Origin of the sequence: Ancylobacter radicis (assembly GCF_018449475.1) — a bacterium.
In the GTDB taxonomy this organism is placed as follows: domain Bacteria; phylum Pseudomonadota; class Alphaproteobacteria; order Rhizobiales; family Xanthobacteraceae; genus Ancylobacter; species Ancylobacter radicis.
Genome location: NZ_JAHCQH010000023.1, coordinates 114,063 through 137,988 on the forward strand (window position 1 = coordinate 114,063; position 23,926 = coordinate 137,988).

Annotated in this window: 17 protein-coding genes; 7 read left to right on the forward strand and 10 right to left on the reverse strand. The window is 68.2% G+C overall.

The genetic code is table 11. The annotated features are described in order from the left end of the window. Nucleotides 1-42: 42 nt before the first annotated feature. From ftsH to glmM, 4 genes are all read left to right on the forward strand, one after another. On the forward strand, nt 43-1,962 hold the full coding sequence (ftsH, locus tag KIP89_RS19035; protein ID WP_213757172.1) for an ATP-dependent zinc metalloprotease FtsH: 1,920 nt from the start codon (nt 43-45) through the stop codon (nt 1,960-1,962). A 269-nt stretch (nt 1,963-2,231) separates the two neighbouring features. Continuing rightward, nucleotides 2,232-2,993, forward strand: a complete 762-nt coding sequence (locus tag KIP89_RS19040) for a class I SAM-dependent methyltransferase (RefSeq protein ID WP_213757173.1) — start codon at nt 2,232-2,234, stop codon at nt 2,991-2,993. A 144-nt stretch (nt 2,994-3,137) separates the two neighbouring features. Beyond that, entirely contained in the window at nt 3,138-4,535 is a 1,398-nt protein-coding gene (locus KIP89_RS19045) for a nucleobase:cation symporter-2 family protein (RefSeq protein WP_213757174.1), read from the forward strand. Nucleotides 4,536-4,694: 159 nt separating this feature from the next. Continuing rightward, nucleotides 4,695-6,038, forward strand: a complete 1,344-nt coding sequence (gene glmM / locus KIP89_RS19050; protein ID WP_213757175.1) for a phosphoglucosamine mutase — start codon at nt 4,695-4,697, stop codon at nt 6,036-6,038. A gap of 210 nt (nt 6,039-6,248) precedes the next feature. On the opposite strand, the gene choV is transcribed toward glmM, so the two are convergent. The 3 genes from choV to KIP89_RS19065 form a co-directional block, all read right to left on the reverse strand. Continuing rightward, nucleotides 6,249-7,442 carry a choline ABC transporter ATP-binding protein gene (gene choV / locus KIP89_RS19055; RefSeq protein ID WP_213757176.1) on the reverse strand — a complete coding sequence of 398 codons (1,194 nt, stop codon included), beginning with the start codon at nt 7,440-7,442 and terminating at the stop codon, nt 6,249-6,251. A 3-nt stretch (nt 7,443-7,445) separates the two neighbouring features. Next, nucleotides 7,446-8,297, reverse strand: a complete 852-nt coding sequence (gene choW, locus KIP89_RS19060; protein WP_213757177.1) for a choline ABC transporter permease subunit — start codon at nt 8,295-8,297, stop codon at nt 7,446-7,448. 218 nt (nt 8,298-8,515) lie between these two features. Continuing rightward, on the reverse strand, nt 8,516-9,472 hold the full coding sequence (locus tag KIP89_RS19065; RefSeq protein ID WP_213757178.1) for a choline ABC transporter substrate-binding protein: 957 nt from the start codon (nt 9,470-9,472) through the stop codon (nt 8,516-8,518). Between the two features lie 494 nt (nt 9,473-9,966). Between KIP89_RS19065 and betB the strand changes: the two genes are divergently transcribed. The 3 genes from betB (at nt 9,967) to KIP89_RS19080 (ending at nt 14,646) form a co-directional block, all read left to right on the forward strand. Beyond that, nucleotides 9,967-12,057, forward strand: coding sequence for a betaine-aldehyde dehydrogenase (betB, locus tag KIP89_RS19070; protein WP_250152673.1), 2,091 nt, complete (start codon nt 9,967-9,969; stop codon nt 12,055-12,057). Next, nucleotides 12,057-13,724: a choline dehydrogenase gene (gene betA / locus KIP89_RS19075; RefSeq protein WP_250152657.1), complete on the forward strand. Its 1,668-nt coding sequence runs from the start codon at nt 12,057-12,059 to the stop codon at nt 13,722-13,724. The genes betB and betA overlap by 1 nt, the downstream gene beginning before the upstream one ends. Nucleotides 13,725-13,797: 73 nt before the next feature. Continuing rightward, complete coding sequence (locus tag KIP89_RS19080; protein WP_213757180.1) at nt 13,798-14,646, forward strand: glycosyltransferase family 2 protein; 849 nt, start codon at nt 13,798-13,800, stop codon at nt 14,644-14,646. 183 nt (nt 14,647-14,829) lie between these two features. Here KIP89_RS19080 and KIP89_RS19085 read toward each other — a convergent pair whose 3' ends face one another. The 7 genes from KIP89_RS19085 to KIP89_RS19115 all read right to left on the reverse strand — a co-directional run bounded on the left by KIP89_RS19085 (nt 14,830) and on the right by KIP89_RS19115 (nt 23,926). Next, the gene (locus KIP89_RS19085) at nt 14,830-15,597 is read right to left on the reverse strand and encodes a phosphatase PAP2 family protein (RefSeq protein WP_250152658.1); all 768 of its coding nucleotides are present in this window, start codon (nt 15,595-15,597) and stop codon (nt 14,830-14,832) included. Between the two features lie 325 nt (nt 15,598-15,922). Further along, nucleotides 15,923-16,255, reverse strand: a complete 333-nt coding sequence (locus tag KIP89_RS19090; RefSeq protein WP_213757182.1) for a lipid-A-disaccharide synthase N-terminal domain-containing protein — start codon at nt 16,253-16,255, stop codon at nt 15,923-15,925. After that, entirely contained in the window at nt 16,252-17,976 is a 1,725-nt protein-coding gene (locus tag KIP89_RS19095; protein WP_213757183.1) for an ArnT family glycosyltransferase, read from the reverse strand. Before KIP89_RS19095 ends, KIP89_RS19090 begins: the two co-directional genes overlap by 4 nt. A 54-nt stretch (nt 17,977-18,030) precedes the next feature. Beyond that, nucleotides 18,031-18,792, reverse strand: a complete 762-nt coding sequence (locus tag KIP89_RS19100; RefSeq protein WP_213757184.1) for an electron transfer flavoprotein subunit beta — start codon at nt 18,790-18,792, stop codon at nt 18,031-18,033. Next, nucleotides 18,789-19,883, reverse strand: a complete 1,095-nt coding sequence (locus KIP89_RS19105) for an electron transfer flavoprotein subunit alpha/FixB family protein (protein WP_213757185.1) — start codon at nt 19,881-19,883, stop codon at nt 18,789-18,791. Before KIP89_RS19105 ends, KIP89_RS19100 begins: the two co-directional genes overlap by 4 nt. Beyond that, nucleotides 19,880-21,871: a DUF3483 domain-containing protein gene (locus KIP89_RS19110; protein WP_213757186.1), complete on the reverse strand. Its 1,992-nt coding sequence runs from the start codon at nt 21,869-21,871 to the stop codon at nt 19,880-19,882. Before KIP89_RS19110 ends, KIP89_RS19105 begins: the two co-directional genes overlap by 4 nt. Before the next feature lie 15 nt (nt 21,872-21,886). Beyond that, complete coding sequence (locus tag KIP89_RS19115; RefSeq protein WP_213757187.1) at nt 21,887-23,926, reverse strand: NADH:flavin oxidoreductase; 2,040 nt, start codon at nt 23,924-23,926, stop codon at nt 21,887-21,889.

The following is a 23,926-nucleotide window of genomic DNA, read 5'->3' on the forward strand; positions in this document are numbered from 1 at the left end:
GAACCCGCGCGCCGGGTCAGACCCGACGCCGAAAGGAACGTGATGAACGCCAATATACGGAATTTCGCCCTCTGGGTGATCATCGTTCTGCTCCTTCTGGCGCTATTCTCGCTGTTCCAGAATCCGGCGCAGCGCCAGGCGGCGAATGACATCAGCTTCTCGCAGCTGCTCAACGAGGTCGATCAGGGCCGCGTGCGCGACGTCGTGATCCAGGGCCCGGAGATTTCCGGCGCCTTCACTGATGGCCGCACCTTCCAGACCTATTCGCCCAACGACCCCTCGCTGATCCAGCGCCTCTATGGCAAGGGCGTGTCGATCACCGCCAAGCCGCTGCAGGACAGCGTGCCGTGGTTCGTGAGCCTGCTGCTCTCCTGGCTGCCCTTCATCGCGCTGATCGGCGTGTGGATCTTCCTCTCGCGCCAGATGCAGGGCGCGGGCGGCAAGGCGATGGGCTTCGGCAAGAGCCGCGCCAAGCTGCTCACCGAGGCGCATGGCCGGGTCACCTTCGAGGATGTCGCCGGCATCGACGAGGCCAAGAGCGACCTCACCGAGATCGTCGACTTCCTGCGCGACCCGCAGAAGTTCCAGCGTCTCGGCGGGCGCATCCCGCGCGGCGTGCTGCTGGTCGGCCCGCCCGGCACGGGTAAGACCCTGCTGGCCCGCGCCATCGCCGGCGAAGCCAATGTGCCGTTCTTCACCATTTCCGGTTCCGACTTCGTCGAGATGTTCGTCGGCGTTGGCGCCAGCCGCGTGCGCGACATGTTCGAGCAGGCGAAGAAGAACGCGCCCTGCATCATCTTCATCGACGAAATCGACGCGGTCGGCCGTCATCGCGGCGCCGGCCTCGGCGGCGGCAATGATGAGCGCGAGCAGACCCTGAACCAGCTTCTCGTCGAGATGGACGGCTTCGAGGCCAATGAGGGCATCATCCTCATCGCCGCGACCAACCGGCCGGACGTGCTCGACCCGGCGCTGCTGCGTCCCGGCCGCTTCGACCGTCAGGTCGTGGTGCCGAACCCGGACGTGGTCGGCCGCGAGCAGATCCTCAAGGTCCATGCCCGCAAGATCCCGGTTGCCCCGGACGTGAACCTCAAGGTCATCGCCCGTGGCACCCCCGGCTTCTCGGGCGCCGACCTCGCCAATCTCTGCAACGAAGCCGCCCTGATGGCCGCGCGCCGCAACAAGCGCATGGTCACGATGAGCGATTTCGAGGACGCCAAGGACAAGGTGATGATGGGTGCGGAACGCCGCTCGCTCGTCATGACCGAGGACGAGAAGGCGCTGACCGCCTATCACGAGGGCGGCCATGCCATCGTCGCGCTCAAGGTTCCGGCGACCGACCCGGTGCACAAGGCGACCATCATTCCGCGCGGCCGCGCGCTGGGCATGGTCATGCAGCTTCCCGAGCGCGACAAGCTCTCCATGAGCTATGAGCAGATGACCTCGCGCCTTGCCATCATGATGGGCGGGCGCGTGGCCGAGGAACTGATCTTCGGCCATGACAAGGTCACGTCCGGCGCCGCCTCCGACATCGAGCAGGCCACCCGCCTCGCCCGCATGATGGTCACGCGCTGGGGCTTCTCGGACAAGCTCGGCAATGTCGCCTATGGCGAGAACAATGACGAAGTGTTCCTGGGCATGTCGATGCAGCGCCAGCAGAACGTCTCCGAGGCGACCGCCCAGACCATCGACAGCGAAGTGCGCCGTCTGGTGGACGAAGGCTACGCCGAGGCCAAGCGCATCCTGACCGAGAGCAAGGACCAGCTCGAAATCCTCGCCCGTGGCCTGCTCGAATATGAGACGCTGTCGGGCGACGAGATCATCGGTCTGCTCGACGGCAATGCGCCGGTGCGCGACACCACGATCGAGCCCGCCAATGTGCGCGGCTCGGTGGTGCCCAGCGCGGGCAAGAACCGCCCGCCGCGCCCCGATGCCGGGATGGAGCCGCAGCCGCAGGCCTGAGCCTCCAGTGGGATCGGATAATCCCGCGACCCCGACGATCGAAAGCCCCGGCCCTGTGCCGGGGCTTTTCTTTTGCGCGGCCTGCCGGCGGGGGCCTCTTCTTCTCGGCGTTGAGCGGCCGGGGCGCTGCTCGCAGCGCAGCGCGCCGTGGGGTGATTCGCAATCTGATTCTTGTTGTTGCAAGGGAATAACTGATTTATGTAGATACCTCTCGATCGGGATTTTTGAGTATGTCTAAAGTATGCGTTCCCGTTCTGGATAGTGGTCACTTGCTTTCGGCTGTTTATCCTCCTTTGGCGCTCGATCGTCTCGGGATGAATAGTCCGATTTTACATATGAAGCCGGTCAACCTTCATGTGGAAACTCCGGCTTGGGTCCAGCATATCCCATTCGCCTGGTGGATAGTTGCGCAGGTGCGCCCAAAACTCCTTGTCGAGCTGGGCACTCATGCGGGTAACTCTTACTTTGCTTTCTGCCTGGCTCTGCGGCAGATCGGGCTGAACGCTCAGGCCGTCGCGGTCGATACTTGGCAGGGCGATGAGCATGCGGGCAATTACGGCGACGATATCTACCAGAAGGTCAGCGCGATCAACGAGACGCAGTTCCGCTCGTTCTCGTCTCTGCTGCGCATGACGTTCGACGAGGCGCTCCCTCGTTTCAAAGATGGTTCGATCGACCTTTTGCATATTGACGGGCTACACACCTATGAGGCGGTGCGCCACGACTTCGAGACGTGGCGCCCGAAGATGAGCCCGAATGGCGTCGTGCTCTTCCACGACACGGCGGAGTATGGTCGGAACTTTGGTGTTCACCGACTCTTCGCCGAACTGTCCCGCGAGTACCCGCATTTCGAATTCCACCATAGTCACGGCCTCGGTATGCTCAGCATGTCGCCCCAGCCGCGTGGCGATCTTGGCCTGATGCTGCGTCCCGCCGGCTGGCGCCAGAGCCCGCTCTCCTATTTCCGCATGCGGCGCGAGCGCCGTATCCGCCGGCACTTTTACCGCATAGGCGCCGCCCTCCACGCGTGACGCTGGCCTGAGCCGGGACGACCCGCCGCGCCGGCATCCTCCGTTCATCTGCCCCCCATGGCGTGCCGTGGCACGGGGCTTGAATGGCGACCGCGACGTCACCGCGCAGCCGTGCGCCGGTGACTGGCAGCGGAGGGCTCGGAGATGACGCAGGCGATCCACCCGGTTGATCAGATGCTTCCCTGGCCGCGCCTTGCGACGCTCGGCCTCCAGCATGTGCTGGTGATGTATGCCGGCGCGGTGGCCGTGCCGCTCATCATCGGCCGCGCGCTGAAGCTCTCGCCGGAGGATGTCGCCTTCCTCATCAGCGCCGATCTGTTCGCCTGCGGCATCGCCACGCTGATCCAGAGCCTCGGCGCGCCGGGCCTCGGCATCCGCCTGCCGGTGATGATGGGCGTGACCTTCGCCGCCGTCGGGCCGATGCTTTCCATGGCCACAGCGCCGGAGATCGGCCTGCTCGGCATTTACGGCTCGGTCATCGCCGCCGGCGCCTTCGGCATGGTGGTGGCGCCGTTCGTCTCTCGCCTCTTGCCGCTGTTTCCTCCGGTGGTGACCGGCACCATCATCCTCGTCATCGGCATCTCACTGATGCGGGTCGGCATCAACTGGGCGGGCGGCGGCTTGCCGACGCTCACCAAGGTGGTGGACGGCGTGCCGGGCGCCTTCCCCAATCCCAATTACGCCCAGCTCGAAGGGCTGGGCCTCGCCCTGTTCGTGCTGCTGGCCATTCTCGCCCTCACCAAATGGGGCCGGGGCTTCGTCGCCAATGTCGCCGTGCTGCTCGGCATCGTCGCCGGCTGCGGGCTCGCCACAGTGCTCGGCATCATGCATTTCGAGAAGGTCGCGGCGGCGCCGTGGTTCGGGCTGGTGCTGCCCTTCCATTTCGGCACGCCGAGCTTCCACCTCGTGCCGGTGCTGACCATGTGCCTCGTCATGATCGTGGTGATGATCGAATCGCTCGGCATGTTCCTGGCGCTCGCCGACATGACCGGGCGCCGCATCGACCGCGCGGCGCTTACCGCCGGCCTGCGGGCCGATGGCGCGGGCACGCTGATCGGCGGCATCTTCAACACCTTTCCCTACACCTCCTTCTCGCAGAATGTCGGGCTGGTCGGCGTCACCGGGGTGCGCTCGCGCTATGTCACGGCGATGGGCGGGCTCATCATGCTGGCGCTCGGGCTGATGCCGAAGATGGCGGCGATCGTCGAGGCGGTGCCGCTGGTGGTGCTGGGCGGGGCGGGGCTGGTGATGTTCGGCATGGTGGCAGCCACCGGCGCGCGCATCCTCGCGCAGGTCGATTTCCGCACCAACCGCTTCAATCTCTACATTGTCGCCCTTTCCGTCGGCTTCGGCATGATCCCGCTGGTGGCGCCGAATTTCTTCAAGAACCTGCCGCACGCCCTGCATCCGCTGCTGGAATCCGGCATCCTGCTCGCCGCTCTTGTCGCGGTCGCGCTCAATGCCTTCTTCAACGGCGTGCGCAGCGCCGAGGCCGCCGAGCGGGAAGTGGCGGCGGCCGCGGCGGCGGTCGAGCATGGCTGAGGCACGGCTGGGTTGCATGGAAAGGAACGCTTACACTTTGTGAAGCGTGCTGCGTCATTGTCGGTGCTAGAGGAACGGTGAGAAACGCCGTTCATCGGCTTGCTCCCGCATTTCCGGCCGGCGGCGCCCGCGTGGGTGCCCGGCCGCACGAGGCAGAACATGGCGCGTAAATTCTTCGGCACGGACGGCATTCGCGGCCGTGCCAACGGTATCATAACCCCGGAGCTGGCGCTGCGCGTCGGCATGGCGGCCGGGCTCATCTTCCATCGGGGCGATCACCGCCACCGTGTGGTGATCGGCAAGGACACGCGCCTGTCCGGCTACATGATCGAGAACGCGCTGGTCGCCGGCTTCACCTCGGTCGGCATGGACGTGCTGCTGCTCGGCCCGATGCCCACGCCGGCCGTGGCCATGCTCACCCATTCCATGCGCGCCGATCTCGGCGTGATGATCTCCGCCTCGCACAACCCGTTCGACGATAACGGCATCAAGCTGTTCGGGCCGGATGGCTACAAGCTCTCCGACGCGATCGAGAGCCAGATCGAGGATCTGATCACCGGCGACATGTCGACCAGGCTGGCCCAGCCGGCCACCATGGGCCGCGCCAAGCGGCTGGAGGGCGTCCATGCCCGCTATATCGAGTTCGCCAAGCGCACCCTGCCGCGCAACCAGTCCTTCGAGGGCATGCGCGTGGTGGTCGACTGCGCCCATGGCGCGGCCTATCGCGTTGCGCCGGAAGCCCTGTGGGAGCTCGGCTGCGAGGTGATCGCCATCGGCGACAAGCCGGATGGCTTCAACATCAACCGCGAGGTCGGCTCCACCGCGCCCGAGGCGCTCGCCGCCAAGGTGCGCGAGGTCCGCGCTGATATCGGCATCGCGCTCGATGGCGACGCCGACCGGGTGCTGATCGTCGACGAGAAGGGCCACCTGGTGGATGGCGACCAGCTCATGGCGGTGGTCGCCGAGAGCTTCAAGGAAGATGGCCGCCTGTCGCGCGACGGCATCGTCGCCACCGTCATGTCCAATCTCGGCCTTGAGCGCCATCTCGCCGGGCTCGGCCTGACGCTGGCCCGCACGCCGGTGGGCGACCGCTATGTGCTGGAGCACATGCGCGCCAATGGCTTCAATGTCGGCGGCGAGCAGTCCGGCCACATCATCCTGTCGGACTACTCCACGACGGGTGATGGCCTCGTGGCGGCGCTTCAGGTGCTGGCCATGGTGGTGCGCCGCCAGCGGCCGGTGTCCGAGGTCTGCCACCGCTTCGACCCGCTGCCGCAGATCCTGAAGAACGTCCGTTACAAGAAGGGCCGGCCGCTGGAGGATGACAGCGTCATCAAGGCCATCGCCGCCGCCGAGCTGAAGCTCAACAGCCATGGCCGCCTGCTGATCCGCCCCTCCGGCACCGAGCCGGTGATCCGCGTCATGGGCGAGGGCGATGACCGTGATCTGGTGGAAGCCGTGGTGAACGACGTGGTGGAGGCGGTGGGGCTGGCGGCGGCCTGAGGGCGGCGCTTCCTCAATACCGTCCCGTTCAACCCCATCTGCGCCGTCATGGCCGGGCTTGACCCGGCCATCCAGGTCGCCTCTGAAGCAAAGTGTGGATCCCCAGGTCAAGCCCGGGGATGACGTTGGGTTGTGTTCGTCCGAGACGACCCGTAGCCGGGGCGCGGCCTTCTTCTCCCTCTCCCCGTCAGCGGCGAAGGTCGCCGACGTTCACCCATCCAGCCGGCGCAGCAGCCCGCGATAGATCTCGTCATCGTCGCACAGGCCGGCGAGGCGGCCGAGATTGTCGACCAGCAGGATCGGCAGATCGGTGTGGCGCTTCAGCTCGATCGCCGCCTTCAGCTTGAGATCGACCGGCGCGACGATGCAGTCGGCCTCATGGGCCAGCTTGTCGTCGATCACGCCCGCCTCGCCATCGGCGGTGGCGAGCAGGCCGGCGCGTCCGTCGACATCGAGCGAGAGCGGCCGCCCCTCGCCATCCACCTTCAGCCGCACATGCCCGCCCTTGTCGAGCATCACCTGGTCCCCCTCGCGCGGCAGGCTGGCGGCCGGGCGCATCACCGCCGTGCCGCGCAGCACGTTGAGCGGGTTCATGTGCTTCACGAATTCGGCGACATAGGCGTTGGCCGGGCGCAGCAGGATGTCTTCCGCCGTGCCGGCCTGCACGATCCGCCCGCCTTCCATGATGGCGATCTTGTTGCCGAGCTTCAGCGCCTCGTCGAGATCATGGCTGACGAAGACGATGGTCTTCTGGATGCGCCGCTGGAGGTCCAGCAATTCGTCCTGCAGCTTGTCGCGGATCAGCGGGTCGAGGGCGGAAAACGGCTCGTCCATCAGCAGGATATCGGCATCGGTGGCGAAGGCGCGGGCGAGGCCGACGCGCTGCTGCATGCCTCCGGAGAGTTCGTTGGTATATTTCTCGGCCCAGTTGGTGAGGCCGACCATGGCGAGCTTCTCGTCGACGATGCGCCGACGCTCGGCCGGTGGCGTGCCGCGCAGTTCCAGCCCGAAGCCGACATTGTCGCGCACCGTGCGCCAGGGCAGCAGGCCGAATTGCTGGAACACCATGGAGACGGTGTTCATGCGGATGTCGCGCAGCGTGTCCTCATTGCAGCGGGCGACATCGACCATCGCCCCCCGGTGCTCGACCATCACCGCGCCGCGCGCCACCTCGTTGAGGCGGTTGATGGCGCGCAATATGGTCGATTTGCCCGAGCCTGAGAGCCCCATCAGCACGCAGATCTCGCCGCGCTCGATGGACAGGCTGACGCCGGCGGCGCCGAGCACCGCGCCGGTGAGGCCGAGTATCTCGTCGCGCGTGCGGCCTTCGTCGATCAGCTTCAGCGCGCGCTTCTGGTCGGCGCCGAAGACGATGTCGATGTTGCGGAATTCAACGGCGGCCATGGTTCACCCTTTCCGGGAGCGGCGCTCGGGCCGCTTGCAGACGCGGTCGAGCACGATGGCGAGCACGACGATGGCGAGCCCGGCCTCGAAGCCCATGGCGATGTTCACCGAGTTCAGCGCCCGCACCACCGGCTTGCCGAGCCCGTCCGCCCCGACCAGCGCGGCGATCACCACCATGGACAGGCTGAGCATGATGCACTGGGTGATGCCGGCCATGATGGTCGGCAGCGCGTGCGGCAGTTCCACCTTGAACAAAAGCTGGGTCTTGGTGGCGCCGAACGCCTTGCCGGCCTCATAGAGCGCCGGCGGCACCGAGGAAATGCCGAGATGGGTGAGGCGGATCGGGGCGGGGATCGAGAAGATCACCGTCGAGATCAGGCCGGGCACCGCGCCGAGGCCGAACAGCACCAGCGTCGGGATCAGATACACGAAGGTCGGAATGGTCTGCATCAGGTCCAGCACCGGGCGGATGGCGGTGTAGAGCCAGGGCCGGTGCGCGGCGGCGATGCCGATCGGCACGCCCACCACGACGCAGACGAAGGTGGCGCAGATGACGAGCGAGAGCGTCTCCATCGTCGCCGTCCAGTAGCCGAGATTGGTGACCAGCAGCAGCGCGCCGACGATGAACACGACGAGGCCGATCGAGCGATGCACCAGCCAGGCGGCAAGGCCGAACAGGGCGATCAGCAGCAGCGGCGGCACGAACAGCAGCGCGGCGGTGAAGCCGTCAATCAGCGCCCCCAGCACCAGCGAGACGAAATCGAAGAAGCCCTGACCATGGGTGGTCAGGAAGTCCACGAAATCCCGCAGCCAGAGGCCCAGCGGAATCTTGTGCTCGGTCAGCCAGTCATACATGGATTGCTTCCCTCGCGGCGATGAGCGGATTGAGCCGTATCGAGGCCGACGAGCCTGTGGCGCATCATCCCCCGTCATGGCCGGGCTTGACCCGGCCATCCACGTCTTTCGAGAGGCACGTTTTTCGGAATGTCGCCCTGAGGCAGGCATGGATCCCCGGGCCAGGCCCGGGGATGACGTTCAGACAGGCCCCGTCTGCGTGACGGATGGCGAAGTCCTCAGAGCCCGAGGCTCTTTTTCACCGCCGGCAGGGCCGGCTTGCCGTCGAAGGTGGTGACGCCGGCGAGCCAGGGCTCCCAGGTCTTCGGGTTGGCCTTCAGCCACTTCTGCGCCGCCTTGGCGGGCTCCATGCCGTCGAGCAGGATGTAGCCCATCACCACATTCTCGGTGTCGAGCGTGAATTTCAGGTTCTTGATGAAGGTGCCGACATTCGGGCACTCGCCGATATAGCCGGCGCGGGCATTGGTATAGATGGTGGCGCCGCCATAGTTCGGGCCGAACACGTCATCGCCGCCCGACAGGTAGCTCATCTTGTACTTGGAATTCATCGGGTGCGGCTCCCAGCCGAGGAAGACGATGGCTTCCTTGCGCTTGGAGGCGCGCTCGACCTGCGCCAGCATGCCCTGCTCGCTGGATTCGACCAGATCGAAGCCCTTCAGCCCGAACTTGTCGTCCTTGATCATGTCGAGGATCAGCCGGTTGCCGTCATTGCCCGGCTCGATGCCATAGATCTTGCCGCCCAGCTTGTCCTTGAACTTGCCGATGTCGGCGAAGGACTTCAGCCCCTCGTCATAGAGATAGGTCGGCACGGCGAGGGTGTATTTGGCGCCCTCAAGATTGACGCCGATCACCTCGACGCTCTTGTCGTCGCGATAGGGCTTCAGGTCCGCTTCCATGGTCGGCATCCAGTTGCCGAGGAAGACGTCGATGTCCTTGGTCTGCATCGACTTGTAGGTCACCGGCACGGAGAGCACCTGCGTCTTCGGCGTGTAGCCGAGGCCTTCCAGAAGGTCGGAGGCCAGCGCCGTGGTGGCGGTGATGTCGGTCCAGCCGACATCGGCGAACCGCACGGTCTTGCACGCCGCGGGTTCGGCGGCCTGCGCCGCGTGGAAGCCCGGCGTCGCACTGATCGCGAGGCCGAGAGCGGCGGCGGCCAGAAGGTGGAAGGTGCGCATCGTGTCTGTTCCCGTTTTCGCCTGCGTTATGCCTGCCTGGATCATGGAACCGGGCGTGCGGGCCGCCAAGGCCCGCAGAGCCGGATTCAACAGTCGGGGTCGCGGCGCAACGCGCCGCTTAGGGCACCCGGACAATCAGCCGGACGGTGCCCAGATAGCATCGACCCACACGGAGCCGGCGATGGAAGACGTCGCCGGGTACCGGCACGCGGCCTCTGGAGGCTTCTTTTGAATGGCTATTCAATACTTGCCCGTTCGGTTTGTCACGCGCATTTTTTGCCCGCAAATCCCGTATTCATGCGCCGTTTTCGAGCATTTTGACGCGAATCGTCATCGCATTTGAAGTCTTGCGACGCGTGCGCCGCACCCTCGCATCTGCGGTAGGGGAGGGCGTTGCGCGAATGGGTGGTCCATGTATTGTACGATCATTCAATAACTCGATGCGGCCAAAGGAGGTGTGTGTGGCGAAAGCGGATGCGCCGTCCCGCGTCGCGATGGAGCCCGACCGCAGGCGTGCGCCGGAGGATGTGCGCCGCCGCCAGCTCATCGAGGCGACCATCGATTCGCTGGCCGAGATCGGCTTCAACGCCTCGACGCTGGCGCAGATCGCCCGCCGGGCCGGCGTCTCGCCCGGCCTCGTCGCGCATTATTTCGGCGACAAGGACGGGCTGCTGGAAGCGACGCTGCGCTTTCTCTCGCTGCGGCTGTACCGCGCCACGGCGCTGCGGCTGCGCGAGGCCTGCTCGCCGCGCGAGCGCGTGCAGGCGCTGATCGACGCCAATCTCGCGCCGGAGGAATTCGACCAGCGCACCTCCAGCGTCTGGCTCGCCTTCTGGGGCCAGGTGCTGCATTCCGAGCGGCTGCGCCGGGTGCAGCGGGTCTATCAGGCGCGCATGCTGGCCAATCTGCGGCACGATCTGCGCCCCCTCGTCGCCCCGCATGAGGTGCACCGCCTCGCCATCACCATCGCCGCCGTGATCGACGGCCTGTGGCTGCGCTCCTCGCTCTCCGCCGCCGGCGAGACCGATTCGGTGAGCGCGCGTCAGGTCGCGCGCGCCTTCGTCGATGCCCAGATCGCCGCCGCCACGCCGGCCGCTCCCGTCACCGGAACTCCGCTCATGACGACACCGATCCCCCGCCACGCCAACCACATTGCCGGCCGCTACCACCCGACCGACGGCGCCACCTTCGAGACCCGCAACCCCGCCACCGGCGTGCTGCTCGCCGAGATCGAGATCGCCGGCGAGGCCGAGGTCGAGGCCGCCGTCAGTGCCGCCCGCGCCGGGCAGAAGCGGTGGGCGGCGATGACCGGGGCCGAGCGCGGGCGCGTGCTCAAGCGCGCCGCGGACCTTTTGCGCGCGCGCAATGACGAACTCGCCCATCTGGAGACGCTCGACACCGGCAAGCCGATCCAGGAAACCAGCGTGGTCGACGTGCTCTCGGGCGCGGACTGCATCGAATACTATGCGGGTCTTGCCGCCGGCCTGTCGGGCGAGCATGTCGATCTCGGCCCCAGCGCCTTTGGCTATACGCGCCGCGAGCCGCTCGGCATCTGCGCCGGCATTGGCGCGTGGAACTATCCGCTGCAGATCGCTTGCTGGAAATCCGCCCCGGCGCTCGCCTGCGGCAATGCGATGATCTTCAAGCCGGCGGAACTCACCCCGCTCACCGCGCTGAAGTTGGCTGAAATCTACGCGGAAGCCGGCGTGCCGGAGGGCGTGTTCAGTGTGGTGCAGGGCTTTGCCGAGACCGGGCGCCTGCTCACCCGCCACCCTTCCATCGCCAAGGTCTCGCTCACCGGCGAGGTCGGCACCGGCAAGAAGGTGATGGTCGATGCCGCCGGCACGCTGAAATATGTGACGCTGGAACTCGGCGGAAAGTCGCCGCTCATCATCTTCGACGATGCCGATCTCGATGACGCCGTCTCCGGCGCGCTGCTGGCGAATTTCTATTCGGCTGGCGAGGTCTGCTCCAATGGTACCCGCGTCTTCGTGCAGGAGAGCGTGCGGGCCGCCTTTCTGGAGAAGCTGGTCGCCCGCGTCGAGAAGATGGTGGTCGGTGACCCGCTCGACCCCGCCACCCATGTCGGCGCGCTGATCTCGCCCGAGCATATGGAAAAAGTGCTCGGTTATATCGAACGCGGCACGGCGGAGGGCGCGAAGCTGCTCACCGGCGGGGCGCGCGTCACCACGGGCGGGCTCGACAAGGGCGCTTTCGTCGCCCCCACCGTGTTCGATGGCTGCGGCGACGGCATGGGCATCGTGCGCGAGGAAATCTTCGGCCCGGTCATGGCGGTGCTCTCCTTCACCGAGGAAGAGGAGGTGATCGCCCGCGCCAACGACACCGAATTCGGCCTCGCCGCCGGCGTGTTCACCAAAGATCTGGCCCGCGCCCACCGCGTCATCGCCCAATTGGAAGCGGGCACCTGCTGGATCAACACCTACAACATCACGCCGATCGAGCTGCCCTTCGGTGGGTCCAAGCAGTCGGGGCTCGGCCGGGAGAACGGCAAGGCGGCGATCGAGCATTACACCCAGCTGAAAAGCGTCTACGTCAATCTCGGCCGCGTCGAGGCGCCCTACTGATGGCCGCGCCCGAGGACATGGCCGACTACATCATCATCGGCGCCGGCTCGGCCGGCTGCGTGCTGGCCGACCGGCTGAGCGCGGATGCCAGCAACCGCGTCCTGGTGCTGGAATATGGCGGCTCGGACCGCTCCATCTTCATCCAGATGCCGACCGCGCTGTCGATCCCGATGAACATGAAGAAATACAACTGGATGTACGAGACCGAGCCCGAGCCCGGCCTCGATGGGCGGCGGCTGCATTGCCCGCGCGGCAAGGTGCTGGGCGGCTCCTCCTCGATCAACGGCCTCGTCTATATGCGCGGCGCGGCGGCCGATTTCGACCGCTGGGCAAGCGAGGGCGCCACCGGCTGGTCCTATGCTGACGTGCTCCCCTATTTCCGGCGCGCCGAAGGCCGGCGCGACGGCGGCGACGAATATCGCGGCAGCGAGGGCCCGCTTGCCACCCGCTACGGTCCGCTAGCCAACCCGCTCTACCGCGCCTTTCTCGATGCCGCGCAGCAGGCCGGCTATCCGGCCAGCGACGACGTGAATGGCTACAGCCAAGAAGGCTTCGGCCGGATGGACATGACGGTGAAGGACGGCGTGCGCTGGTCCGCCGCCAATGCCTATCTGAAGCCGGCTATGAAGCGCCCCAATCTGCGCGTCGAAACCCATGCCCGCGTCGAGCGCATCCTGTTCGAGGGGCGCCGGGCGGTGGGCGTGCAATGGTCGCGCGGCGGCGAGCGGCACAGGGTGCGGGCCAGCCGCGAGGTCATTCTCTCCGGCGGCTCGATCAACTCGCCGCAGCTGCTCAAGCTGTCCGGCATTGGCGACGCCGATGAGCTGACCGGCCATGGCATCGACATGGTCGCGCATCGGCGCGGCGTCGGCGAGAATCTGCAGGATCATCTGGAGGTCTATTTCCAGCAGGCCTGCACCCAGCCGGTCAGCCTCTACGCGAAGATGGGGCTGTTTTCCCGTGGCCTGATCGGCGCCCGCTGGCTGCTGCGCAAGGATGGCCTCGGCGCCACCAATCATTTCGAGGCCTGCGGCTTCATCCGCTCGCGCGCCGGCATTTCGTCGCCGGACATCCAGTACCATTTCCTGCCGCTGGCCGTGACCTATGATGGGCAGGGCATGGCGAGCGAGCATGGCTTCCAGGCCCATGTCGGGCCGATGCGCTCCAAGAGCCGGGGCTGGGTGCGGCTGCGCTCGGCCGATCCGTTCGAGCCGCCGCGCATCCAGTTCAACTACCTCACCCACCCGGACGACCTGACCGAGTTCCGCGCCGCCATCCGCCTCACCCGCGAGATCTTCGCCCAGCCGGCCTTCGCGCCCTATCGCGGCCGCGAGATCCAGCCGGGGGCCGATGTCACCGACGACGCCGCCATCGATGCCTTCGTGCGCGCCAAGGTGGAGAGCGCCTATCACCCCTCCTGCTCGGCCAGGATGGGCGCGGCGTCCGATCCGCTCGCGGTGGTCGACCCGCAGATGCGGGTGATCGGCGTCGAGGGGCTGCGCGTGGTGGATTCCTCCACCATGCCCTCGATCACCAACGCCAATCTCAACGCGCCGACCATCATGATGGCGGAAAAGGCCGCCGATCATATTCTCGGCCGCCCGCTGCTCGCCCCCTCCAACGCGCCGACCTACACCGCGCCGAACTGGCAGAGCGCGCAACGCTGAGACCCGGCGAAAGGCGCTTCACACGCGCTTCATGGAACAGGGGGAAGACTGGTCCATTCGGTGAGGGTGGACCATGCGCATTTCCGTGGTGATTCCGGCTTATAATGAAGCCGGCAACATAACGCGTCTCGTCGTCGAAACGCTCGCCGTCCTGCCTGAAAGCCTGCTCGGCGAGATCGTGGTGGTGGACGATTGCAGCGATGACGGCACGGGCGCGGAGCTGCGCGCGCTGGCCGATCCCCGGCTGCGGGTTCTGCGCCATGGGCGGCGCGCCGGCCAGAGCGCGGCGCTGCGCAACGGCATCCGCGCCGCCGCCTGCCCGGTCATCGTCACCATGGACGGCGACGGGCAGAACGACCCAGCGGACATTGCCGCGCTGGTGCGGCGTCTGGCGTCGGCCGAAGGTGGCGCGCCGGCGCTGGTCGGCGGGGTGCGGGCAAAGCGGCGCGCCGTCGGCTCGCGCCGTCTGGCCTCGCGCTTCGCCAATGGGCTGCGCGGCGCGCTGCTGGCCGATGAATGCCCGGATACGGGCTGCGGCATCAAGGCGTTCCGCCGCGCCGCCTTTCTCGACCTGCCCTATTTCTCGACCATGCACCGCTATCTGCCGGCGCTGTTCCTCAGCTATGGGCACAAGGTCGCCTATGTGCCGGTGAACGATCGTCCGCGCGTTGCCGGTCAGTCGAAATACACCAATCTCGGCCGGGCGCTGGTCGGGCTGTATGATCTGTTCGGCGTGGTCTGGCTGCGCCGGCGCAGCGTGCTGCCCCCGGTCAGCGAGGAGAGCCGCCCGGCCCTCGGCCTGCGGACCGCGCGCGGCGTGGAGGCGGGCATTGCCGGCGCGGCGAGCAATGTCGAGACGCCGGCTTTCGGCGAGGCGCCCGCCGTCCGCATGGCCGCTGCCGTGTCCTCCCCCGCGCACTGACCCGACCTTTTCAGGATAGCGGCGGCGGACACGGAAGCCGGCCCACGTCCGGGCGCTCGCGCGCGCGATGGGCTGAGCGCGGCGCTCCCGTCCTGACGACACTCCCTGAAACACGTGCTGAAACGCAGAAATCCCGGAAGTCCGCCCCGGAAATCCGCTTCCGGGGGCCGTGATCGCTGGGTCTCAGGAGACCGCCGAGCTCTGCCGGCCGGGCAGGCGCGACGCGCCAGCGCGGGCCATCAGAGTGCTCACATGGGTGAGCAGTCCGTTTGTGTTGGCGCGTGACACGGCGGCGAGGGCGCCGGCCTTCTGCCACGCCGCGACGCTGGCGCCCCGCAGGCGCAGCGCCAGCGCGGCGCGCGAGCGGGCGCCGTCCTCGCCCAGCCGGGTGAGGCGGGCTTCCAGCACCTCGTCGTTCCAGTGCGCGGCATGGCGCACGAACATCAGATAGCGCAGCACGGCGGCGATCAGCAGCATCAGCGCGATGGAGATCGTCACGTCGGAGAGGAAATGCGCGCCGAAGGCGATGCGGTTCAGCGAGGTGGCGGCGACGAAGATCGCGACCAGCGCGGTCACCTGCCAGCGCCATTCACGCGGCACGAACAGGGCGAGCGGCAGCAGGCAGGCGACCGTCGCCGCTTCGCCGGAGGTGAAGGAGCGGTTGAACAGCCCGTGATCGGCCATCACCCAGGCTTCGTGGAACGGCCAGGGGCCGCCGAAGTCCTGCGTGCTCACCGGCCGGGGGCGGCCCCAGAAGCTTTTGAGCAGGCCATTCACCAGCAGGCCCGGCCCGATCAGGAACAGGCCGAGGAAATAGCAGGAGACGCGCGGCGAAACGAGGCAGGGCTTCGACGGGTAGAGCAGCTTGAGCGTCAGGCACAGCCCGAGCATCACCGGTAGCGCGACCGAGAGATTGGAGGCGAGGTTGCGGAAGTCGTTCAGCCCGCGCATGCGGGCGGCGGCAAAGCCTTCGCCGGGCGTGTAAAAAAGAGACGTAAAAGAGCGATCTATTGTCGGAAAGAGAAAAAACAGAAGCGATAAACCGACGGTGAACCCCGCGCTGGCGGCAATCGGGTGCGTTTTGCACCAATAATACAGATTAAAGTCGGCTGACTTATTCATGTTCACCCCGCCGCGAACAGAAATATACGCAAGAATGATACAAAAGCACGGCGGTATGTAAGTCGTGTGAAGAATGTCCAAAGAAAAGAATTTTGCCGGCGAAGCGTCCCTGTGGCAGGCTGTCGCGCCCGCTGGCGCAAGACAGGGGCCCGGCTCAGCGGGCCTGTTCCGCCGCCTCCGCCTGCGCGGCGGCGCGGGCCCGGCGCTCGCGCAGGATGAAATAGATGTTCCGCCCGTAGATCAGCAGCCCCGCCGCCTGCCCGACGATGAACACCGGGTCTTCGCGATAGAGCGCATAGGCCAGCAGCGTCGCCCCGCCGACCAGCGAGAACAGCCAGAACACTTCCGGCACGATGCTGCGCCGGGCCCGCTCGCTGGCGATCCATTGCGCGAGGAAGCGCGCGGTGAACAGGCCCTGGCCGAGAAAGCCCAGCACGACCCACGGGTTGACGAGGTTCAGCGTGGCGAGGGCGGCGGCGAGGGTCATGGTGTCGGTCCATCGGGCGGGGTGCCCGTGCTCACATAGAGGGTGAGGCTGAGGCGCCGCATGATCGCGGTATTGATGCCGGTGACGGTGGTGAGGGCGACCGGCGCCGCTCCCAGTTCCGCGGCGCGGGCCGTGAAGGTGTCCTGCTGCCGGCTGCTCACGAACACCGCCCGGCAGCCCGGCGTGGCCGCGAGGAAATCGGCCGCCTGCGCTCCATTGCCGAGCCGGGTCGCGGCGCCGAGATGGAACAGCACGCTCGCCTCGTCAAAGCCCGCCACCATCACGCGCGGCGCCGGGCAGGGCGCGCGGGTGAGCGCGGCGGCAAGGCGCGGCCCGAGAAAGGCGCTGTCGATCTGCGGCACGACCACGCCGAAGGCCATCAGCGCCACCGCCGCCGCCTGCATCAGCAGGGCGGGAAGGGCTTTGAGCGGCCCGCCGCGCAGCGCCCGAATGAAGCCGAACGCGCCGAGCCCGGCGATCAGCACGGCCAGCGCCAGCGCGACCGGGTCGAGCCGCTGCTCGGTCATGTAGAGCAGGCCGGGCCCGGCAAAGGCGCCGATCGCCCCGCCCAGCGCCGCCCCGCCGGCCAGCAGGCGCGCCCAGAGCGGGGAGGGGCTGTGACGCAGCCCCCACAATCCCGCCCCGGCGAGCAGGGCGAGCGCGGGATAGGCCGGCAGCGTGTAGTGCGGCAGCTTGGTGGCGACCAGCTCGAACACGATCCAGAACGGGATCGCCCAGGCGAGGCAGAAGCGCACCGAGGGCCGCCGGCGCTGCGTCCAGACCCAGGGCGCCGCCCCCGCCGCCAGCGCCGCCCCCGGCCAGAAGGCGATGAAGAAGGCGGCGAGATGCGCGCCGGGCGGGGCGCCGTGCGATTCCTGCCCGGTCGCCACCTTGCCAAGCAGGTCGTTGCCGACCGCCTCGTGGAAGAAGTCGGTGCCGGCCTGGAGATAGATGGCGATCAGCCAGGGCAGCACGATGAGCGCCGTCACCGGCACGCCGATCGCCGGGCGCAGCGTGGTCAGCCAGCCGGCGCGGCGGTCGGCGATCACCAGCGCGGCGATGGTCAGCCCCGCCAGCAGCGGCACGATCGGCCCCTTGATGAGGATGGCGAGCCCCAGCGCGCCCCAGAACAGCAGCACCGGGGCAAGGCCCAGAGGCTCGCCCTTGCGCGCCAGATAGGCTCGCGCCAGCACCAGCTGGACGCCGACGGCGCAGGCGAGCTGCATTGCGTCGGTCTTGGCGAGCCGCGCCTCGACGGTGAGGATCAGCGAGGCGCCGAGCAGCGCCGCCGCGATATAGCCGGCCTCCTCGCCGAACAGATGCCGGCCAATGGCGAGCGTGCCGAGCACGGCGAGGATAGCGCCGGCCAGCGAGGGCAGGCGCAGCACCCAGACCGGCGCCTCGCCGCCATAGCCGAGCGCCCGCGCGGTCGCGCTCTGTAGCCAGTAGATGCCGATCGGCTTCTTGAAGCGCGTTTCCTCGCCGAGCCGCGGGACGACATAATCGCCGCTCGCCAGCATCTGCCGGGAGGCCTGGGCGAAGCGCGCCTCGTCGCGGTCGACCACGGGAATGGTGAACAAGCCGGGCAGGAAGCAGGCGAGCAGGAACAGCACCAGCAGCGGCAGGCGCCAGCGCGCGGGAATGGCCAGCCCGCCGCCGCGTGTCTCAACCGCCCGCTCCACCATGCCGCCCGCTCCGTTTGCATGATCCGCCTCACGCATGACGGTGTCACATGTCGGCGGCGTGACAGGGCGGGCCGGCCCTCGGCTTTCTCCTCAGCCGTCGCGCCGCAGACCCAGCGCGGCCAGATGCGCGAGGATCGCCCGCGCGGCCTCCTCCGGGGAGGGATCGACCAGCAGCGTGCCGCCGCCGCCCGCCGCCTGCGTCGCCGCCTTCAGCCGCTCGGCGGCCGAGGCGCCCGCCGCCGCCTTGGCGATCAGCTTCGGGCGGGGGCGATAGGGGCGCTCCTCCACCTCCACCGCCTGCGGGGCGGAAATCCCCGGCGCGCTCTCGATCACCCCGCGCCGCATTGCCGCGAAGGCGAAGGGCAGCGGCGCGGGCGCGGCGGGATGGACGGTGACAATAGCCGGCAGGCGCAGCACCACGCGCCGGCGGGCGCCGCGCGGCAAGGCCTGCTCGACGGCGAGCGTGCCCGCCTCAGGCCCGGCACTCAGCCCGGCCGCATCGGCGAGGATGGGCCGGCCGAGCGCGCGGGCGAGGCTATAGGGCAGCAGCCCGGCATCCTCCCCGCCCTGGCCGCTGCGCCCGGCGAGGATGAGGTCCGGCGGGTTGTCTGTGAGCGCGGCCATGAGGCTCGGCAGCGGGTCGTCGCCATCAGCGATCACCCGATGGATGAGCCGCCCGACGCCATGGCCAAGCGCATCGGCCAGTGCCCCGAGTTCCGGCCCGGCATGCAGCACTGTCACCTCGCCGCCGAGTTCCACCGCGAGGCGGAGCGCCTGCAATTCGACCGGCACCGGCGCCGGCTGGCCGGAGACACGGTGGCGCCCGGCGGAGAGCAGCACGACGATTTTCATGCGTCCTCTCCCGCGAGAAGCCGCAGCAGCGCCGGCATCACCTGCTGCGCATCGGCGACGATGGCGAGGCCGGCCCGCTCGATCATCGCGGCGTGCAGATCGGTGTTCACCGCCACCACATGCTCGCAGCCGGTGATGCCCTGCAGGTGCTGCGGTGCGCCGGCAATGCCGAGGGCGAAGTAGCAATTCGCCGTCAGCACCGTGCCGGAGGCGCCGACCTGCGCGGCGCGCGGCATCAGCCCGGCATCGCACACCATACGGCTCGCGCCGGGCGTGGCATTGAGCGCGGTGGCGAGGGCGCGGAAGGCGTCGAAATCGGAGATGCCATTGCCCGCGGAGACGACGAATTCCGCTTCCGCCAGCGAGACGCGGGCGGGATCGGCCGGGATGAACTCGGCGGCCAGCACGGCGCCCGGCGCACGCGGCGGGAAGGTGAAAGCGAGCATGGCGGCTTCATGCCGCGTGCCGGCATGGGGCGCGACCGCGTCCGCCGCAAGCGCAATGAGCCGCGGCGGGGCGCGGCGCTGCTCGGCCTTGCGGGCGCGGGCGGCGCGGGTGACGGCCTTGGGGCTCAGGTTCTCCGCCCCGGCGAACAGCGCCTCGCCGGAGAGCGCGGCGACACGGCGGGCGAGATCGCCGCCATCCGCGCTGTCGGGAAACAGCGCATGGCGCAGGGAAAGGCCGTCCAGCACGGCGGCGACCGCCTCGGCCTTGCCTTCGGGGTCATAACCGGCGACCGGCAAAGCCAGCACGCGGTCGATGCCGGCGGCGCCGAACTCGTCCGAGGGGGTCTCGACCAGCGCCAGCACCGCCCCGCCGCCGGCGTCCGCCAGCAGACGCGCGGCGCCGATCACCTGCCGGTCATGCGGCGTGAGCCGCCCGCCCGGCGCATCCGGCACCACGGCCACGAGATAGGCTGGCTCGGCGATGACACGCAGGCGCGGCGCCGCCTCCGTGACCGTCACGGGCGCGGCTGCAATCACGGGCGCGGCCACCGCCGCGCGCTGCGTGCGGTCGAGCCGGCGGCGCAGCGTGCCGGCCACCAGTTGCTGGCGTTCCTCCGCGCGCGGATCGCGGCGCTGGCGGGTCATGCGAGCACCTGCGCGGCGGGCAGCTTCGCCGCCTCCACCGCCATCAGCACCAGCTCGGCAATGTCGGCGACTTCCGGCCGTTCGCCGGTGACACCCTCCAGCATGGCCGAGCATTGCGGGCAGGCCACCGCGACAATGGCAGCGCCCGTCGCCGTCGCCTGGCCCATGCGGATATCCGGGATGCGCCGCTCGCCTTCGATGTCCGACACCGGCGCCCCGCCGCCCCCGCCGCAGCACATGGAGCGTTTGCCGGAGCGTTCCATTTCCAGCCGCTCCAGCCCGAGACGGTCGAGCAGCCGGCGCGGCGCGTCGATCTCGCCATTATAGCGGCCGAGATAGCAGGGGTCGTGATAGGTCACCCGCGCCTGCCCGAGCGCGCCGAGCGTCAGCCGCCCCGAGGCGGCCAGCTCGTCGAGGAAGGCGGTGTGGTGCACCACCTCATACTCCCCGCCGAAGGCCCGGTATTCGTTGCGCAGCGCGTGCAGCGCGTGCGGGTCGGCGGTGAGGATGCGGGTGAAGGAATAGCGCGCGAGCGTCGCGATATTGGCGCGGGCGAGGCGCTGGAAGGTGGCTTCATCCCCGAGCCTTCGCGCGAGGTCGCCGCAATCGCGCTCCTCCGGGCCGAGCACCGCGAAATCGACGCCCGCCTTGAGCAGCAGCGTCACCAGCGCGCGCAGCGTGCGGCCATAGCGCAGCTCATAAGCGCCCTCGCCGAGCCAGAGCAGCACCTCGGCCGGGCCCTTCTCCGCCGGGCGGGCGGAGATCAGCGGCAGCGTCAGCCCTGCCGCGAAATCGGTGCGTGCGGCGAGCGGGCGGCCCGCCGTCTCATCGGCATAGCGCAGCTCCATCAGCGGCGGCGCGGCCTTGAGGGGGAGGGCGCCCAGTTCCAGCGTCTGGTAGCGGCGCAGATCCACGATGGCGTCGACGTGCTCGATCATCATCGGGCATTCCTCGACGCAGGCCCGGCAGGTGGTGCAGGACCACAGCGTGTCCGGGTGGATCATCGCCCCGGCGCCGACCAGCGGCAGCGCCGGCCCGCCGACGCCGGCGACCGGCCGCGCATTGGGATAAGGGCTGCCGGCATAGGCGGCATTGGTCGCGTTCGGCTCAATGGCGGCGGCGAGATCCTGAATGAGCCGCTTGGGGTTCAGCGGCTGCCCGGCGGCAAAGGCCGGGCACGCCGTCTCGCAGCGCCCGCACTGGATGCAGGCATCAAAGCCGATCAGCCGGTTCACCGGAAAATCGGCGGGGGTGGCGGCACCGAGCCGGGGGGCATCGAGATCGAGCGCGGCCAGCGCCGTGGCCCGCTCCCCCTCGAAGCGGCCGGGACGGGGGTGCAGTACCAGATGGGCGGCGCCGGCGAAGGCATGGCGCATCGGCCCCCGGTCGATCTGAAGGACGAGACCGATGCCGCCTCCCGCTGCCAGCGCGAGGCCGAGCCAGCCAAAAGAAGCGAGTAGGGCTTGCGGGGCGAGCGGTGGGAGCACGCCGGCGAGCGCCACCAGCAGGCCGCCGCCCGTATAGGCCGCGAGATAGAGCGGCAGGCGCTGGAACCGGCCACCGGAGAGCCGGGCCGGCTTTTCCGGCAGGCGGCGGCGCCCGACCATGAAGCCGCCCGCCAGCGCGGCGGCGAAGGCGAGGGCGACGACGGCCCAGAACAGGCGGGACATGCCGAGCACCGGAATGAGGCCGGCAAGGGCGAGGAGCGAGCCGCCGAGCAGCCCGCCGGCGGCCAGCGCATGCATGCGTGCCGCATAGGGGTCGCGCCCGACCACATGGTGCACATCGACGAGGTAGCGGCGGGGCAGCGCCTTCAGCCCGGCGATCAGTTTGTCTGCACTGACTGCACTGATCGTCCGCCCGACTGCACTGACAAGCCGCGCCTCAGACCCGCTTTTCCAGAGCCGCACGCGCCGCGCCACAAGCCCTGCCGCCAGGGCGGCAAGGGCCAGAATCAGCAGCGAAAAGGCGGTCCCGGCGGGGATCATGCCGCGCTTCTTTCGTCAGAGATCTTTGCACAGACGCAAGGAATCATACAGCGCGGCGTGGATGTTGCGCCCGGTCCAGGCATCGCCCACGCGGTAGAGCGCAAAGCCCGGCTGCCCGCTCCAACGCTGCGGCTGGCCGGCGATGAGCGCGTCGAGATCGGTCTCGCCATCATTCACCGAGCGGGTGCGCAGGCTCTGGAACAGCCCCTCGACCGGCAGCGTGCCGTAATCCACCACCACCCGGTCGACCACCCGTTCTTCTTCCGCGTCGGTCATGGTGTTGCGCAGCGCGGCGATCAGCCGGTTGCCTTCCGGGTAGATTTCGATCAGCTCCATATTCGGTGTCATCACCACGCCGAGCTTGTAAAGCTCACGCAGATGAATGGGTTGGTTGGTGGTGCCGACCTCCTGGGCGATCTGCAGATCATGCGTCGCCAGCTCGACGAGGCAGCCCTTCTTGGCCAGCGCCTCGGCGGTGGAGGCAGCGTTATGGCCGCCGATCTCGTCGTAGAGTAACACCGTCCCGGTGGGCTCCACCTTGCCGGTCAGCACGTCCCAGGTGGAGACCACATGCTCATGGCCCTTGGCATGGCCGGCATTGGGCAGACCGCCCGTGGCCATGATAACGACATCGGGGTTTTCCGCCAGGATCGCCGCCTCGGTGGCCTCGGTGCCCAGGCGAATGTCGACGCCCTTCTTTTGCACCTGTGCAAAGAGCCAGCGCGGAATCCCCGACAGCGCCTCGCGCCAGCCGGCCTTGGCGGCGATGTTCACCTGCCCGCCCGGCACCGAATCCTTCTCAAAGAGCACCACGGAGTGCCCCCGCTCGGCACAGACCCGCGCCGCCTCAAGCCCGCCGGGCCCGGCGCCGACCACCACGACCTTGCGGAATTCGTTTGCCTTTTCAATGACATGAGGCATGGTTGCCTCACGCCCGGTCGCGGCATTCTGCAGGCACAGCGCGTCGCCGCCGACATAAATCCGGTCGATGCAATAGCCCGCGCCGACGCATTGGCGGATGTCATCATCCCGCCCTTCCATCAGCTTCTTCACCAGATGCGGGTCGGCGATATGCGCCCGCGTCATGGCGATCATATCGACATGGCCCTCCGCCACCGCCCGCGCGCCGGTCGCAAGGTCCGTCACGCGCTGGGCGTGGAAGATCGGCACCTCGACCTCGCGCTTGATCGCGCTCGGCAGATAGAGGAAGGGCGCGACCGGAAACGACATATTCGGCAAGGAGATAGCGTGGGCGATGTGGTCGCGCGCCTGCCCGCCGACAATGTTCAGGAAGTCGACGAGACCGCGCTTTGCATATTCGGAGGCGATGGCGACGCACTCCTCATGGCTCAGCCCGTCGGCGATCAGCTCGTCGCCCGACATGCGCATGCCGATGACGTAATCGTCGCCCACCGCCTCGCGCATGGCTGAGAGCACCTCGATGCCGAAGCGCATGCGGTTTTCGAGGCCGCCGCCATATTCGTCGGTGCGCTCATTGATCGAGGGCGACCAGAACTGATCGACCAGATGGCCATGCGCCGCCGAGATCTCGCAGCCGTCCAGCCCGCCCTGCTTGCAGCGCCGCGCCGCATCGGCGAAGCTATTGATAACACGCCGAATATCGTTCTTGTCCATCGCCCGCGGCACGGTCCGCGAGGCGGGCTCGCGGCGGGCGGAGGCGGAGATGGTGGGGAACCAGTTCTCGGTGTCCCATTTGGTGCGCCGGCCCATATGGGTGAGCTGGATCATCAGCTTGGCGCCGTGGCCATGCACCCGGTCGGCGAATTGCTGGAAATAGGGGATGACGCTGTCATCGGCGACGGAGATCTGCGCCCAGGGCGCCGCCGGGCTGTCGATGGCCACCGAGGAGGAGCCGCCGAACATGGTCAAGCCTATGCCACCCTTGGCTTTTTCCATGTGATAGAGCTGGTATCGCTCCTGCGGTTTGCCATCCTTGCCATAGCCAGGGGCGTGCGAGGTCGACATCACCCGGTTGCGGATGGTGAGGCCCTTGATGGTCAAGGGTTTCAGCAATGCCTCGGCATTGGCGATCAT

Bases quoted from the DNA above. Each gene is read 5' to 3' on its own strand.
- KIP89_RS19090 (WP_213757182.1), bottom strand. From the start codon at position 16,255: ATGACCCTCGCCGCCGCCCTCGCCACGCTGAACCTCGTCAACCCGTGG.
- glmM (WP_213757175.1), top strand. From the start codon at position 4,695: ATGGCGCGTAAATTCTTCGGCACGGACGGCATTCGCGGCCGTGCCAAC.
- KIP89_RS19115 (WP_213757187.1), bottom strand. From the start codon at position 23,926: ATGATCGCCAATGCCGAGGCATTGCTGAAACCCTTGACCATCAAGGGC.
- KIP89_RS19080 (WP_213757180.1), top strand. From the start codon at position 13,798: ATGCGCATTTCCGTGGTGATTCCGGCTTATAATGAAGCCGGCAACATA.
- betA (WP_250152657.1), top strand. From the start codon at position 12,057: ATGGCCGCGCCCGAGGACATGGCCGACTACATCATCATCGGCGCCGGC.
- ftsH (WP_213757172.1), top strand. From the start codon at position 43: ATGAACGCCAATATACGGAATTTCGCCCTCTGGGTGATCATCGTTCTG.
- choV (WP_213757176.1), bottom strand. From the start codon at position 7,442: ATGGCCGCCGTTGAATTCCGCAACATCGACATCGTCTTCGGCGCCGAC.
- KIP89_RS19065 (WP_213757178.1), bottom strand. From the start codon at position 9,472: ATGCGCACCTTCCACCTTCTGGCCGCCGCCGCTCTCGGCCTCGCGATC.
- choW (WP_213757177.1), bottom strand. From the start codon at position 8,297: ATGTATGACTGGCTGACCGAGCACAAGATTCCGCTGGGCCTCTGGCTG.
- KIP89_RS19100 (WP_213757184.1), bottom strand. From the start codon at position 18,792: ATGAAAATCGTCGTGCTGCTCTCCGCCGGGCGCCACCGTGTCTCCGGC.
- betB (WP_250152673.1), top strand. From the start codon at position 9,967: ATGGAGCCCGACCGCAGGCGTGCGCCGGAGGATGTGCGCCGCCGCCAG.
- KIP89_RS19095 (WP_213757183.1), bottom strand. From the start codon at position 17,976: ATGCGTGAGGCGGATCATGCAAACGGAGCGGGCGGCATGGTGGAGCGG.
- KIP89_RS19085 (WP_250152658.1), bottom strand. From the start codon at position 15,597: ATGCGCGGGCTGAACGACTTCCGCAACCTCGCCTCCAATCTCTCGGTC.
- KIP89_RS19110 (WP_213757186.1), bottom strand. From the start codon at position 21,871: ATGATCCCCGCCGGGACCGCCTTTTCGCTGCTGATTCTGGCCCTTGCC.
- KIP89_RS19105 (WP_213757185.1), bottom strand. From the start codon at position 19,883: ATGACCCGCCAGCGCCGCGATCCGCGCGCGGAGGAACGCCAGCAACTG.
- KIP89_RS19045 (WP_213757174.1), top strand. From the start codon at position 3,138: ATGACGCAGGCGATCCACCCGGTTGATCAGATGCTTCCCTGGCCGCGC.